This is a genomic window from Microtetraspora niveoalba, from assembly GCF_001570405.1.
GTDB lineage: Bacteria > Actinomycetota > Actinomycetes > Streptosporangiales > Streptosporangiaceae > Microtetraspora > Microtetraspora niveoalba.
Genome location: NZ_BBYM01000025.1, coordinates 120,423 through 134,171, shown reverse-complemented (window position 1 = coordinate 134,171; position 13,749 = coordinate 120,423). Strand labels below are relative to the sequence as shown.

Here is a 13,749-nt window from a genome sequence, read left to right as displayed (position 1 = left end):
GGGCTTGGTCGATGCGGCGGCGGCGTTCCAGCAGGGAGGGGAAGAACGACCCGGACCGCAGTTTGGGGATCTTCAGTTCCAGGTCTCCGGCTGCGGTAGTGAGTAGCCGGTCGCGGTAGCCGTTGCGGTGGGTGGTGCGCTGCTCGGTGCGCTGGTGGGGTGCGGCGCCGATCACCGCGGTCGCCTCTGCTTCGATGAGTGCCTGAAGCATGGCTTGGAGCGCTTGGCGGATGACGTCGTCGGCGTCGGCGGCTTTCAAAGACTCCAGCAGGTCGAGCAGGGCAGACTGGTCCAGAGCCATCGTGTGGTGTCCTCCGCGAGAACCTTTGGTCGGGAACTCGCTGACGGTCACACGATGGCTCGTCCCATGTCCGGGGCTTGCTTTGTCAGCTTGGAGTTACACCACCCGAGGGGACGTCACCGACGAGCGGGCGTGGGTCGGCCTGCCGCTGCTCGCGGCGGGCCGGGCGCTGGGCGCGCTGAGGTTCTCGTTCAACCGCCCCCAGAAGATCTCGCAGGAGGACGGCGTCTTCCTGGAGGCCCTGGCCGGCCAGTGCGCGCTCGCGGTCGAGCGCGCGACGCTCTTCGAGCGTGAGCACAAGACGGCCGAGACGCTGCAGCGGAGCCTCCTTCCCGACAACCTGCCCGTGGTGCGCGGGCTGGTCCTCGCCCAGCGGTTCCGATCCGGCTCACGGCACGTCCAGGTCGGCGGCGACTGGTACGACGCGTTCGTCCTGCAGGACGGCCGGGTCGCGGCGGTGCTCGGCGACGTCATGGGCAAGGGCGTCAAGGCCGCCGCGGGCATGGGCCGGATCCGCAACGCGATGCGGGCGCTGGCGCTGACCAACCCGCCCCCGGCCGCGGTGCTCACCGGGCTGGATCGGGTCTTCGAGGCTACCGAAGAGGAGGAGCAGGTCACGACGCTCGCCTACATGGTGGTCGAGCCCGGCACCGGTGAGGGCACGCTGGCGCTGGCCGGCCACCCGCCGCCGCTGCTGGTGTCGCCGCAGGGCGTGGCCGTGCTGCACGAGACCGAGCCCGGCACGCCGCTGGGCTGGGCGACCAGCCGCAAGCAGTTCAGGTTCTGCGTCCCGCCGGGTCACACCGCGGTGCTGTACTCCGACGGTCTGGTCGAGAACCGCAAGCGCGGGCTGGACGCGGGACTGCGGGATCTGTCCAGCGTCGTGGCGGAGGCGCCACCCGAAGTCGTGGCAAGTCCCCACATGTTGCTGGATTTCCTGGTAGATCGGATGTTGTCCGGGTATGAGCAGGATGACGACGTGACCGTGCTCGCGGTCCACGTACCTCCAGCCACGAAGAGTGACTGAATGAAACAGTCATAACGGTTGCTTTCGGGTATCGGTCCCCCTCATCCGTACGCACTACTGTCTCGGTCGGCCTAGGGTGGGAAGGCAACCGGCCGGAGGTGGCCGTATGGACTGCCGTGGCGTGTCACAATGGCATGTCGCGGTCCGCGCGGCCTCACCATCGGAAAAGAAGCAACCATCTGGGTCCATTCTCGCCATGCGTTCGTTCGAGAGGTGTTCGTGTCGCCTGCAAGTTCGACTCGCTCGAAGCCGTCGGAGCTGAACGAGCCAGTGATTCAGCAGCTCCTCGAGCGTGGGCGCTCGCAGGGTTTCCTCGAGTCCGAGGATGTCCGCAGGGCCTTCGAGGAAGCGGACATCCCGCTGTCGCACGCCGCTGGATTCCTGCGCAGCCTCAGCAAGGAGGGTGTGACCGTCGTGGTCACCGCGGCCGATTCCGCCGCGGCGCCCAAGCGGTCTCGTGGCCAAGCAAAGCGCCGCACCTCCGCCCCGGTCAAGAAGACCACCAAGTCCGCCGCCGCGAAGGAAGCGCAGCCGGAGACCGTCACCGCCGTGGTGACCGGCCCGGCTGACCCGGCTCCCGCGCCCGCGCCGAAGCGGCCCGCCGCGAAGAAGGCCGCTCCGGCCAAGAAGACCGCGGCGCCCGCAAGCAAGCCCAAGCCGGCGGCGCCCGCCGCCGGGCCCGAGGCCAAGCCCGCCAAGGCCGAGCCGAAGCCCAAGTCGTCCGAGATCGACGACGAGGACATCGACCTCGAGGGCGACGTCGAGATCGAGGACTTCGACCTCGATGTGGAAGACGTCGAGATCGAGGCCGAGGCCGAAACGGACGGCGAGGCCGAAGGCGAAGGGGAGGGTGAGGAGAAGGCGGCGACCGTCGCCCACACCGAGGACGAGGTCCTCATCCTCACCGACGATGACGACGACGCGCCCGTGGCCCAGGTCGCGGCAGCCGGCGCCACCGCCGACCCCGTCAAGGACTATCTCAAGCAGATCGGCAAGGTCCCCCTGCTCAACGCCGAGCAGGAGGTGGAGCTCGCCAAGCGCATCGAGGCGGGCCTGTTCGCCGAGGAGCAGCTCGCCAGCGACGGCGAGCAGCTCCCGGTCGACGTGCGCGCCGAGCTGGAGTGGATCGCCGAGGACGGCCGCCGCGCCAAGAACCACCTGTTGGAGGCCAACCTCCGTCTCGTGGTGTCGCTGGCCAAGCGCTACACCGGGCGCGGCATGCTCTTCCTGGACCTGATCCAGGAGGGCAACCTCGGCCTGATCCGCGCCGTCGAGAAGTTCGACTACACCAAGGGCTACAAGTTCTCCACGTACGCCACTTGGTGGATCCGGCAGGCGATCACCCGCGCCATGGCGGACCAGGCGCGGACCATCCGCATCCCGGTCCACATGGTCGAAGTGATCAACAAGCTGGCCCGGGTCCAGCGGCAGATGCTGCAGGACCTCGGCCGCGAGCCCACGCCCGAGGAGCTGGCCCGCGAGCTCGACATGACCCCTGAGAAGGTCATCGAGGTGCAGAAGTACGGGCGCGAGCCCATCTCGCTGCACACCCCCCTCGGCGAGGAGGGCGACAGCGAGTTCGGCGACCTCATCGAGGACTCCGAGGCCATCGTCCCGGCCGACGCCGTCAGCTTCACGCTGCTCCAGGAGCAGCTCCACTCCGTTCTGGACACGCTGTCCGAGCGCGAGGCGGGCGTCGTGTCGATGCGGTTCGGTCTCACCGACGGCCAGCCGAAGACCCTCGACGAGATCGGCAAGGTCTACGGCGTGACCCGCGAGCGGATCCGCCAGATCGAGTCGAAGACCATGTCCAAGCTGCGTCACCCGTCGCGGTCGCAGGTGCTCCGCGACTACCTGGACTAGGACGCCTCCCGCGGCGCGGGCACCGGCGGAACTGGACCCCGGTCGCGTTCCAGCGCGATCACGGAGCGGCCCCGCTCTCCTCACCGGAGGGCGGGGCCGCTCCGTGTCCGCCCTACTCCCGCCGGCACGATGCCTCCGGGGCTCGGCGACTCTTCCGGGCATCCGGACGACTGAATGCGATCACGAATCGATCACGATGTCGATCGTCCAGGGCTTGCCGGGACGCGGGGCCGGGTGCGGCTCCGCGCGGTGGCCGAGCCCGGCGAGGACCTCGGCCAGCTCCCTCGGATCGCGCGGCTCGTCGAAGCTTTCCACCAGCGATCGGGCCACCGCGCCCCTGGTCGCCTTGGCCATGTGGCTCACCACGGTGCGCCTGCCCGCCGCCTCCCTCAGTACGCGTATCGCGACCGACCGATCGCCGGCCGGCCACGCCTGGGCGTACGGCGTGGACCTCATGTCCACGATCAGGCCGGGCAGCGGGCCGAGCGCCGCGGCGAGGGACGGACGCCAGAACGAGGCCAGGCCGCCCATCGGCGGGAGCGTCCGCGCTATCGAGAGCCGGTACGGCGGGACCCGGTCGGTCAGCCGGAGCGCGCCCCACAGTCCGGAGAACACGACGACGCGCAGGTCCGCCCGTCTCCGCGCGTCCGGCGCCAGCGTGGCGAGGCCGAGGTTGTCGTAGAGCACGCCGGTGTACAGCTCGGCGGCGGTGAGGGTGGGGGCGTCGTGCAGGTCGCGGTTTCTGCCGATCTCGTCGAGCTGCCCCTCGGACAGGCCGAGCACCGCCCGCGCCTCGGGGGTGTGACAGAGCGTGACGAGCGCGTCGAGCACCTTCTCCCGTGGGGAGGTCAGTTCGGGGAAGGAGAGGACGTCGAGGTCGAGCACGGGTCCGTCGCCCCGGGACGCCTTTCCCTCGGAGGGCGGCAGCAGGATCAGCACGTCCTCAGCCTAGCGACGAGGGTGGCCGGTGCCGCTGCCGCCTGTGGACAACCGGAGAAGGCCGGGCGCGGACGGCGTGATGGAGCGGGAATGGGGTCCCGGTGTGGAGCGCGGCGGTGGGGATGAGGCGCGGGCGACGGCTGCGCCGGAGCCTGCGATAAGGTCGCGCGCATGTCCGAATTCGAGCTGCTCGTCGACCGGGCGTGGCCGGCGCCGCACCGGGTGGCGGCGGGCGACTGGGTGTTCCGGCACGCGGGCGGGGTGAGCAAGCGGGCCAACTCCGTGCTGGCCCTGGGCGAGCCGCCCGACCTGGCGAAGGCGATCGACGAGGCCGAGGCGTTCTACGCGGATCTCGGGCACCCGTGCGTGTTCTCCATCGGCGGCGGCGCCACGCCCGCACTGGACGCGGAGCTGGACTCCCGTGGTTACCGGATGGTCGATCCCACGCTGCTGATGACGCGGTCGTCGCTCGAGGGGCTTGAGGGGACGGACGGCCCGGCGATCGTGTGCGATCCGTCACCGGAGTGGTCGGACACCTGGTGGCGGGTGGACGGCGGCAGGCACCCGGAGGGTACGGAGGTCTCCGCCAAGGAGTGGGCCCGGCGCATCCTCACCGGTGTGCCGGCGGTGTATGCGTCACTGGGCGCGGAGGCGGTGGGACGGGGTGTGCTCCAGGGGGAGTGGCTCGGGATCTACTGCATGGCGGTGGTCCCGGAGGCGAGGCGGCGCGGGCTCGGCGGGGCGGTGCTGCGCGGCCTGCTCGGCTGGGGGAGGGAACAGGGGGCGGAAGGCGCCTATCTCGTGGTCACGGAGGCGAACCTGGGGGCTCGCGCGCTCTATGAGCGGGAGGGTTTCACCGTGGCGGGGCGGTATCACTACCGGGTCCGCTGAACGCCCGGTCGAGGCCGACAACGCCGTACGTCGAGGGAACAGGCCGTGGACGAGGCGGCCGAGTCTCCGACGCGCCGGACGAAAGACCGGGCGGGTCAGGGAGCCCCTGAACGCTCAGGGAACGCGCGACAGCAGTGGCCTGTCACCCAACGGCGACGGCGATCCACGGCTGCCGCACGGCAGCCCCGGGAGCGAATCCGGGTCAATGGCCGGAGACTCCGCCGGCGCGGCGGGGGCGTTCGGGGTGGAGAAGGAGGGACGGCGCGCAGGGAGCGGTCTGGGGGACCGCTCCCGGCCACGCCGTCTATCGGGTCAGCGCTCGCTCGTGGCGGACGCGGGGGATTCACTGAGTCGGGCCGACTCGTCCTGGATCTCGGCGCCCTTGTCGCGCAGCACGCTCACGTGCTGGCGTCCGTGGTGAGCGCAGAAGAGCAACTCCCCTCCCACGGGCAGGGTCGCGCGGATGTAGGCCTGAGCGCCACATCGGTCGCAGCGGTCCAGGGCGGTCAGCGGCTTGATGGGGGCGAGAGCTCCAGTCACGTATCGCCTTTCGGGTCACCCCACGTGTTGTGGGGACGTTGGCGTCAGTCACTTGGGACAACATCTAACCGGATGCGGACGTTCCCAATCACCTCGCCGCTACGCCCAGAGCGGAATGATCTGGAAAGTGACTCAGATCACATCAGAAGTACCGAAGATCGTCGCCGGGCTGGCAAGCTTAGTACCCGTAAAAACCGGATGGACGGTAGGCTGCGTACGCCTGTTCGATTGATAAATGGGAGTTGGTGTGACGGCGGTTAGCGCGGAGACGGGTTATACGGCCCGTCATCTCTCGGTGCTGGAAGGCCTGGAGGCCGTCCGCAAGCGTCCGGGGATGTACATCGGGTCCACCGACACCCGCGGGTTGATGCACTGTCTCTGGGAGATCGTGGACAACTCCGTCGATGAGGCGCTGGCGGGCTTCTGCACCCGGATCGAGGTCGAGCTGCACGCCGACGGCTCCATCGAGGTCCGCGACAACGGCCGCGGCATTCCGGTGGACGTCGAGCCCAAGAGCGGCCTCGCCGGAGTCGAGCTCGTCTACACCAAGCTCCACGCGGGCGGCAAGTTCGGCGGCGGATCCTACGGCGCGTCCGGCGGTCTGCACGGCGTGGGCGCCTCGGTGGTCAACGCGCTGTCCTCCCGGCTCGACGTGGAGGTCGACCGCGGCGGCCGCACCCACATGATCAGCTTCAAGCGCGGGAATCCCGGCGTGTTCTCCGGGGCCGGCCCCGACGCCGCCTTCGAGCCCCGTTCCGGACTGCGCAAGACCCGCCGCCGCTCGCAGGAGGGCGAGAGCGTCTCCGGCACCCGCGTCCGCTGGTGGGCCGACAAGCAGATCTTCCTGCCCGACGCCGAGCTGTCGATCGACGAGATCCACGTACGGCTCCGCCAGACGGCGTTCCTGGTCCCCGGGCTCACGCTGGTGCTGCGGGACGGCCGTGGCGAGGAGCCGGCCGAGGAGACGTACCACTTCGAGGGCGGCATCGGCGAGTTCACCGACTTCCTGTCCCGGGACGAGGCCGTGTGCGAGGTGCTGCGGCTGCAGGGCGTGGGGCACTTCCGCGAGACCGTCCCCGTGCTCGACGAGCTCGGCCACATGACCCCCACCGACGTCGAGCGCGAGCTGTCCGTGGACGTCGCGCTCCGCTGGGGCAAGGGCTACGAGACGACGGTGCGCTCCTTCGTCAACGTGATCGCCACGCCCAAGGGCGGAACGCACGTCACCGGGTTCGAGCGGGCGCTGGTCCGCACGGTCAACGAGCAGCTCCGCGAGACGCGGCTGCTCAAGAACGGCGACGACCCGGTGACCAAGGAGGACATCCTCGAGGGCCTGACGGCCGTGGTCACCGTACGCGTGCCCGAGCCGCAGTTCGAGGGGCAGACGAAGGAGATCCTCGGCACCTCCGCCGCCACCCGGATCGTGTCCCACGTCGTCTCGCGCGACCTGAAGGAGCTGTTCGCCACGCCCAAGCGGGCACAGAAGCAGCAGCTCCGCGCGGTCCTGGAGAAGATCGTCGCGGCCGCGAAGGCGCGCATCGCCGCCCGCGAGCACCGGGACAACCAGCGCCGCAAGTCCGCCCTGGAGAACTCGGCGCTTCCGGCGAAGCTGGTCGACTGCCGCAGCGACGACGTGGACCGCAGCGAGCTGTTCATCGTCGAGGGAGACTCCGCGCTCGGCACCGCCAAGCTCGCCCGTGACTCGGAGTTCCAGGCGCTGCTGCCGATCCGAGGCAAGATCCTCAACGTGCAGAAGGCCTCGGTGTCCGACATGCTGAAGAACGCCGAGTGCGCGGCGATCATCCAGGTGGTCGGCGCGGGGTCGGGCCGTTCGTTCGACATCGACGCCGCGCGGTACGGCAAGGTCATCCTGATGGCGGACGCCGACGTGGACGGCGCGCACATCCGGTGCCTGCTCCTGACGCTGTTCCACCGTTACATGAAGCCCATGGTCGAGGCCGGGCGGGTGTTCGCCGCCGTGCCGCCGCTGCACCGGATCGAGGTCACCAACCCGGGCCGGGGGCGGGACAAGTACATCTACACCTACTCCGACGCCGAGCTGCACAAGACCCTGCGCGACCTGGAGCGGCGGGGCAAGCGGTGGAAGGACCCGGTCCAGCGCTACAAGGGCCTCGGTGAGATGGACGCCGACCAGCTTGCGGAGACCACCATGGATCCGCGCCACCGGGTGCTGCGCCGGGTGCGGATCGAGGACGTCGAGGCGGGTGAGCGGATCTTCGACCTGCTCATGGGGAGCGACGTCGCCCCGCGCCGCGAGTTCATCGTCGGCAGCGCGGCCGAGGTCGACCGCGACCACATCGACGCCTGAGAGAGCGGTTCAGACCCGATCCGGTCCCGGGCTTCGCGGCCCGGGGCCGTGCATCACCCGACCACGACCGCCACCGGGCCGTCATCGTGTGGGGGCGTTGCCAAGGCTACGTTGAACGGAATAATAGCCCTATGCCCAGGGGAACGTCGGAAGTCAGCGAGCCGATGTACTTCGTGCTCGCCGCGTTGCGCGGCGGTCCGCTGCACGGTCACGCGATCAGCAAGTCGATCCAGGAGCTGTCCGGGGGCCGGGTCCGGCCTTCGGTCGGAACCCTCTACGGGATCCTGGAACGGCTCAACGAGCGAGGCGTGATCGCCGTGGACCGCGAGGAGACGGTCAACGGCCGCAACCGGCGCTATTTCCGGATCACCGACACGGGGCAGGCGCTGGTCGAGGCCGAGGCCAGGCGCATGTACGAGGTCGCCTCCCTCGTCCTGAGGCCGACCACCACATGACGGCGCTGGAGCGGCGCTATCGCATGCTGCTCATCGCCTACCCGAGGACATACCGTGCCGCGCACGGCGACGAGCTCATCGACGTGCTGCTCGCGTCGGCGAGGCCCACGCAGTCGGTCCCGGCGGTCAGGGAGGCGTTGGGGCTGGTCCTCGGCGGCGTCCGTTCGCGCATCGCCCATCTGGCGACGGGCAGCGCGTGGGTGGACGGGGTGCATCTCGGCGTCACGGCCGTGTCCGCGGCGAACCTGGCCGCGCTGCTGCCGTACGCGGGCGTGCTGCCGTGGTGGACGCTGCTGTCGGCGCTCGCGATGTTCGCCGTCCTGCGTGGCCGGCCGCGGACGGCGTTCGCGCTGACCGCCCTCACCGGGGCCAAGGCGGTGGCCGTCGCCGGCGGTTGGGCGCTGTTCGACCTGACCCTGATTCCGGTCGCGCCGACCTTTATGACCGGGGACTTCCTGTTCCAGCGCGGCGGCCCCTTCACGGTGGCCCTCGGGTACGCGATCGTGCTGCTCGGCCTGCTGGCGCTCGTCTGGCGGGGTGGACCGGCGCGGGTCAGGTCCTGGTGGTGGTGGCCGGTCGTGCCGGCGATCGCGTGGGCGGGACCGGCGTGGATGCCGGACGGCGCGCCGTACGCGCTCAGCCTGAGCAGAATGGCCGTCGAGGTGGCCGTGCTCGGCTTGGCCGTGATGGCCGCCTGGCTGGCCCGAGATCCGCGATGGGCGCTCGCCTCGGGCATCTACCTGCTGGTCGCGTTGGGCGAGCTGGGCTCCCACGCCGACGCCCTGACCAGGCAGTACGTGGCCTACTGGGGTGTTCTGGTGCTGTTGACGCTGGCGGCGGCCATCGTGCCGTACAGGCCGCGTCGTCATTGTCTGGATTGACCACACTTCGTTTAACAGAGTATGGTCGCCGCCATGCCTGAAAGATCAACCATGCTCTTGGCCCTGCTGTGCCTCGGCGCGCTGGGCGCTCTCGGCGGCTGCGGGGGCGCGGCCGAGAGCGCCCAGCCGGAGCGGAGCGCGGCGGCCAAGGCGCCCGAGGGTGACAAGAAGCACCAGTTAGAGGCGGCCAAGGCCGACTGCATGAAGAGCAAGGGGTTCAAGTACGTCGCCTACGTGCCGCCCGAGAAGCAGAAGAGCGACGAGGAGATCAAGCGCGCTTCCGGCGACTACCAGGCGATGCGGAAATATCGCGAGAAATTCGGCTTCGGGGTGTTCGCGGAGTTCGTCTACCCCAAGGAGATGGGCCGCGGGGGGGAGCCGGAGGCCAACCCCAACATGGAGATCCAAAGCAAGCTCTCCGGGGCCCAGAGCGCCTCCTACCGGAAGGCGAGCGACGCCTGCATGATTGTGGCGGCCAAGCGGGTACTCGGCAAGGACCTGAAGCCGGGTGACGACTTCTACGCCCAGATGAACAGGGCGTCGGAGCGCGCCATGGCCGCGGTCGACAGCGATCCCGGGCTGATCGAGCTGGCGGCCACCATGGCCGGGTGCCTGAAGGAGAAGGGCTACCCCGTCGGCAAGACGACGCCGGGGGCCATGTCCCAACGCGGCCTCTTCGCGTTCCTCGACCTGTCGGACAGGCTGGGCAGGAAGCAGCAGGGACTGTCGGAAGTGGCGCCCCCGGTCAAGGACGGCCAGCTCAAGATGACCTACCGGCCGGACCTGAGCGCCGCGGAGGCGAAGCCGTACCTGGACAGAGAGATCAAGGCCGCCCTGGACGACCTCGAGTGCGGCAAGGACTTCTATGCGGTGATCTCGCCCAAGGAAGAAGCCATCAACCGCCAGATCTTCGACGAATTCGGCATGTGATCCTCCATGAAGTCGCCGCGAAAGCCGCTCATCGGCGCCGTCGCGGCCGTTGTGATCATCGCCGCCATCGGCTGGGTGCTCGGCACCCGCCTACGCTCCCCGGCCGATGAGGCGGCCCGCCGGGCCGCGCCCAAAGCCTCACTGATCACGGCGGCCGTCGAGCGCCGCAAACTCGTCAGCACCGTCGTCGTCAGCGGCACCCTCCAGTACGGCTCGCCGCTTCCCATCTCCCTCGCCGGCGTCGTCGGCGGCACCTCCGACCTGCAACGCGTCACCCGTGCCCCACGCCGGGGCAAGGTCGTCGAAGGCGCGGTGCTGATGGAGGTCAACGGCCGCCCCGTCTTCGCGTTGCGCGGCACCGTGCCGATGCACCGCACGATCGCCCCCGGCGCCAGGGGTGACGACGTCCGGCAGCTGCAGAAAGCGCTGCGCAGGCTCGGATTCGGCGGGCCCGTCTCGGGAGCGTTCGACCAGGCGACCATCGCCGCGGTCACCCGGATGTACCGGAAACGCGGCTACGAGGCTCAGCAGCCCACGCTGGCCGATCGGCAGTCGTACGACACGTTGCGCAGGGCCGTACAGGCCGCCGAGGAAACCCTGGCGACCGAGAAGCAGGCCCTCGACCAGGGGCGGGACGTGCTGCCGCTGAAGGTCAGGCTCACCAACGCCAAGGCCGATCTGAAGTCGGCCGAAAGCGCGCTGGTGGAGGCGAAGGTGGAGGAGACGAGCCCCGAGGACGAGACGCGACTGGCGGCGGCGGACGCCGCCGTACGGGCGGCCGAGGAGCGGCTTCTGGCGGCAGAGCAGGAGCTGGCCGCCGCCCGGAACCAGCCGACCGCCGATCCCGGGGCCAGCCCGACGCCGCGCCCGGCGACCGACACCCGCCTGCTGGAGATGAAGGTCGCGAACGCCACGGCGGATCTGGAGGATGCGCGCCTGGAGCGCGGCCGGATCCTGGACGAGGCCGGGCGGGCCCGCGACAAGAGGCTGGAGGAACTGCGCAAGGCCGTACGGAGCGCGCGGGAGGCCGTGCTCACGGCGGAGCAGGCGTTGCGCCAGGCCCGCCGGATCTCCCCGGCCAAGCTCAAGATCGCCAATGCCGGGAAGGATCTGGCCGCGGCCAGGTCGATGCTCGCCGAGTTCGCGCGGACCTACGGCCCCTTCATCCCACCGGGCGAGATCGTGTTCCTGCCGAAGTTGCCGGCCCGCGTGCAGAAGGTTGCGGTCGGGGCCGGACAGATGGTCGAGAACGATGTCGCCACCGTGACGGGCTCGACGTTCATGGTCTCCGGATCGGTCGACGCCGCGGAGTCCGACCTGCTGCGCGAGGGGATGAGCGCCGCGATCGAGCTCGACACGGGCAAGAAGTATCCGGCGACGGTCACCGCGGTCGGCGAGAAGGCCAAGGTCCCCGGCGAGGGGGAGGGCGCTCAGGGCACGCGCCCCGTCCTGCTCACCCCGACCTCGATGAAGGGGCTCAAGGGGTTGTCCGGCGCCTCGGTCACGGTCAGGGTGACGGTCGGCGCGACCGAGAAGCCCGTGCTGGTGGTGCCGGTGGCCGCGGTCGTCACCGCCGCCGACGGGAAGGTCCGCGTCCAGGTGGAGTACGCCGCCGACAAGACCAGGGAGGTAGAGGTCCGTACGGGGCTGACCGCCGACGGCTCTGTGGAGGTCACCGGCGCGCTCAACGAAGGAGACCGGGTGGTGGTCGGCGGTGCCTGAGCCCGTCATCGAGCTGGACCGGGTCCGCAAGGACTTCCCCTCGCGACCGCCGGTCCGCGCGCTCGCCGACGTGTCGCTGCGGGTGGACCGGGGCGACTATGTGGCCGTCATCGGCCCGTCGGGCTCGGGAAAGTCCACCCTGCTCAACGTGCTAGGCCTGCTGGACCGGCCCACCTCGGGCAGCTACCGGCTCGATGGAGCCGAGACCACCGAGCTCGCGGACGGGGCCAGGACCAGGCTGCGCGGGCGCCGGATCGGCTTCGTCTTCCAGTCCTTCCACCTGCTCGCCCACCGCAGTGTGGTGGAGAACGTCATGCTCGCCGAGATCTACGGCGATCACGCGCGCAAGGGCAGGCGGGAGCGGGCCTTGGCGGCGCTGGAGCGGGTCGGCCTCGGCCACCGGGTCGGCTTCCTGCCCGACCGGCTGTCCGGGGGAGAACGCCAGCGCGCGGCCATCGCCAGGGCCCTCATGGGGCAGCCGTCGCTGCTGCTGTGCGACGAGCCGACCGGCAACCTCGACAGCCGCAACACCGAGGCGGTGCTCGACCTGTTCGACGAGTTGCGCGAGCACGGCCTCACGATCCTGGTCATCACGCACGAGCAGGAGGTCAGTGAGCGGGCCGCGCGCCGGGTGCGGATCATCGACGGCGTGCTGGTGGAGGAGGCGTAGATGGACGTACGCGACCTGGTCGGCGAGGCGTTCGCCGGGCTGCTCGCCAGGCCGGTCCGCTCCGCGCTCACCACGCTGGGCACCGTGCTCGGCATCACCACGCTGGTGATCACACTGGGCGTGGCCGCCACCGCCGGCAACCAGATCGTCGGCCGGTTCGACGAGCTGGTGGCCACGGCCATCACCGTGGAGGTGCCGGAGTCCGAGAACACGCCGCTGGTGGCGTGGGACGCGATCGACCGGCTGACCCGGCTGCGCGGCGTGGTCTCCGCCGCCGCCGTGGCCGAGAGCAAGGACAGCGTGAACCTGTCCGTACGCTCCAACGACCTCGTGGACCCCACCCGGGTCACCGCGCAGACGCTGACCGTGCTGGCCGCGACGCCGGGCCTGCCCGAGGCGGCCCGCGGCCGGATGACGCGGGGCAGGTTCTTCGACGCCGGCCACATCGAGCGCGCGGACCGGGTGGCGGTGCTCGGCGGCCAGGCGGCCAAGATGCTCGGCGTCACCCGGTTGGACCGGGCACCCGCGATCTTCATCGGGCGGGACGCGTACACAGTGATCGGCATCATGGGCGACCTGCGCCGTGAACGCGACCTGAGCACCGCGGTGATCGTGCCGCCTAGCGTGGGCCGGCGGTTCGGGCTGCGCGACGTGACCCGGGTCCTCGTCAACACCAGCCTGGGCGCGGCCGACCTCGTCGCCGGGCAGGCGCCCACCGCGCTCAGCCCCGGGAACGGCGACGCGCTGCAGGTGATCGCCCCACCCAGCCCGACCAGGGCCCGCGATCAGGCGCAGGACGACGTCGACGCGCTCTTCCTGATCCTCGGCCTGGTCTCGCTCGTGGTCGGCGCGGTCGGCATCGCGAACGTCACCCTGGTCACCGTGATGGAGCGGGTCGCCGAGATCGGCCTGCGCCGCTCGCTCGGCGCGGCCCGCCGGCACATCGCCGCGCAGTTCCTGCTGGAGTCCACGCTGACCGGGCTGGCCGGCGGCGTGATCGGCGCGAGTGTGGGCGTGGTCGGCATCGTGGCCATCTCGGCCGCGAAGCAGTGGACGCCGCTCCTCGACGTGCGGCTGGCCGTCGCGGCGCCGGTCGCCGGAGCCGTGGTGGGCCTGCTGGCGGGCCTCTACCCGGCGCTGCGCGCGGCCAGGATGGAACCGGTCGACGCCCTGCGATAGAGCGGGTCAGGCTCTCCTCGGA

At 70.5% G+C, this 13,749-nt stretch carries 12 protein-coding genes and 1 pseudogene; 10 read left to right on the top strand and 3 right to left on the bottom strand.

Features of this window, described 5'->3' with window-relative positions; all coding sequences use genetic code 11:
- The coding region (locus AWQ70_RS24750) for a transposase (RefSeq protein WP_174552416.1) at nt 1-301 on the bottom strand (301 nt) is incomplete at its 3' end.
- A 118-nt stretch (nt 302-419) separates the two neighbouring features.
- On the opposite strand from AWQ70_RS24750, the pseudogene AWQ70_RS24745 reads away from it, so the two are divergent.
- Both AWQ70_RS24745 and AWQ70_RS24740 read left to right on the top strand, forming a co-directional pair.
- Nucleotides 420-1,328: pseudogene (locus AWQ70_RS24745) on the top strand (PP2C family protein-serine/threonine phosphatase); the annotation flags it as partial.
- Between the two features lie 219 nt (nt 1,329-1,547).
- Nucleotides 1,548-3,191 (top strand): RNA polymerase sigma factor, encoded by a 1,644-nt coding sequence (locus AWQ70_RS24740; protein ID WP_067180368.1) that lies wholly within the window; start codon nt 1,548-1,550, stop codon nt 3,189-3,191.
- A gap of 180 nt (nt 3,192-3,371) precedes the next feature.
- Here the strand turns inward: AWQ70_RS24740 and AWQ70_RS24735 are convergent, their stop codons facing one another.
- Nucleotides 3,372-4,130 (bottom strand): YaaA family protein, encoded by a 759-nt coding sequence (locus tag AWQ70_RS24735; RefSeq protein WP_067180338.1) that lies wholly within the window; start codon nt 4,128-4,130, stop codon nt 3,372-3,374.
- Nucleotides 4,131-4,301: 171 nt separating this feature from the next.
- On the opposite strand from AWQ70_RS24735, the gene AWQ70_RS24730 reads away from it, so the two are divergent.
- Entirely contained in the window at nt 4,302-5,021 is a 720-nt protein-coding gene (locus AWQ70_RS24730; protein ID WP_067180336.1) for a GNAT family N-acetyltransferase, read from the top strand.
- A gap of 312 nt (nt 5,022-5,333) precedes the next feature.
- On the opposite strand, the gene AWQ70_RS24725 is transcribed toward AWQ70_RS24730, so the two are convergent.
- Nucleotides 5,334-5,561, bottom strand: a complete 228-nt coding sequence (locus tag AWQ70_RS24725) for a DUF7455 domain-containing protein (protein ID WP_067180329.1) — start codon at nt 5,559-5,561, stop codon at nt 5,334-5,336.
- 247 nt (nt 5,562-5,808) lie between these two features.
- Here AWQ70_RS24725 and AWQ70_RS24720 point away from each other — a divergent pair, with 247 nt between their 5' ends.
- The 7 genes from AWQ70_RS24720 (at nt 5,809) to AWQ70_RS24690 (ending at nt 13,727) form a co-directional block, all read left to right on the top strand.
- The gene (locus tag AWQ70_RS24720) at nt 5,809-7,890 is read left to right on the top strand and encodes a DNA gyrase/topoisomerase IV subunit B (RefSeq protein WP_245647133.1); all 2,082 of its coding nucleotides are present in this window, start codon (nt 5,809-5,811) and stop codon (nt 7,888-7,890) included.
- Nucleotides 7,891-8,021: 131 nt separating this feature from the next.
- Entirely contained in the window at nt 8,022-8,345 is a 324-nt protein-coding gene (locus AWQ70_RS24715; RefSeq protein WP_067180324.1) for a PadR family transcriptional regulator, read from the top strand.
- Nucleotides 8,342-9,226 (top strand): hypothetical protein, encoded by an 885-nt coding sequence (locus AWQ70_RS24710; protein WP_067180322.1) that lies wholly within the window; start codon nt 8,342-8,344, stop codon nt 9,224-9,226. Before AWQ70_RS24715 ends, AWQ70_RS24710 begins: the two co-directional genes overlap by 4 nt.
- Nucleotides 9,227-9,259: 33 nt before the next feature.
- A complete protein-coding gene (locus AWQ70_RS24705; protein WP_157530355.1) occupies nt 9,260-10,156 on the top strand; it encodes a hypothetical protein in 897 nt (298 codons plus the stop codon).
- 6 nt (nt 10,157-10,162) lie between these two features.
- The gene (locus AWQ70_RS24700; protein ID WP_067180317.1) at nt 10,163-11,878 is read left to right on the top strand and encodes a peptidoglycan-binding protein; all 1,716 of its coding nucleotides are present in this window, start codon (nt 10,163-10,165) and stop codon (nt 11,876-11,878) included.
- Nucleotides 11,871-12,548, top strand: a complete 678-nt coding sequence (locus AWQ70_RS24695; RefSeq protein ID WP_084517764.1) for an ABC transporter ATP-binding protein — start codon at nt 11,871-11,873, stop codon at nt 12,546-12,548. The genes AWQ70_RS24700 and AWQ70_RS24695 overlap by 8 nt, the downstream gene beginning before the upstream one ends.
- A complete protein-coding gene (locus tag AWQ70_RS24690) occupies nt 12,549-13,727 on the top strand; it encodes an ABC transporter permease (RefSeq protein ID WP_067180315.1) in 1,179 nt (392 codons plus the stop codon).
- Nucleotides 13,728-13,749: the final 22 nt, after the last annotated feature.

Coding starts and splice junctions, on each gene's coding strand:
- AWQ70_RS24730 (WP_067180336.1), top strand. CDS start 4,302: ATGTCCGAATTCGAGCTGCTCGTCGACCGGGCGTGGCCGGCGCCGCAC.
- AWQ70_RS24715 (WP_067180324.1), top strand. CDS start 8,022: ATGCCCAGGGGAACGTCGGAAGTCAGCGAGCCGATGTACTTCGTGCTC.
- AWQ70_RS24710 (WP_067180322.1), top strand. CDS start 8,342: ATGACGGCGCTGGAGCGGCGCTATCGCATGCTGCTCATCGCCTACCCG.
- AWQ70_RS24705 (WP_157530355.1), top strand. CDS start 9,260: ATGCCTGAAAGATCAACCATGCTCTTGGCCCTGCTGTGCCTCGGCGCG.
- AWQ70_RS24700 (WP_067180317.1), top strand. CDS start 10,163: ATGAAGTCGCCGCGAAAGCCGCTCATCGGCGCCGTCGCGGCCGTTGTG.
- AWQ70_RS24690 (WP_067180315.1), top strand. CDS start 12,549: ATGGACGTACGCGACCTGGTCGGCGAGGCGTTCGCCGGGCTGCTCGCC.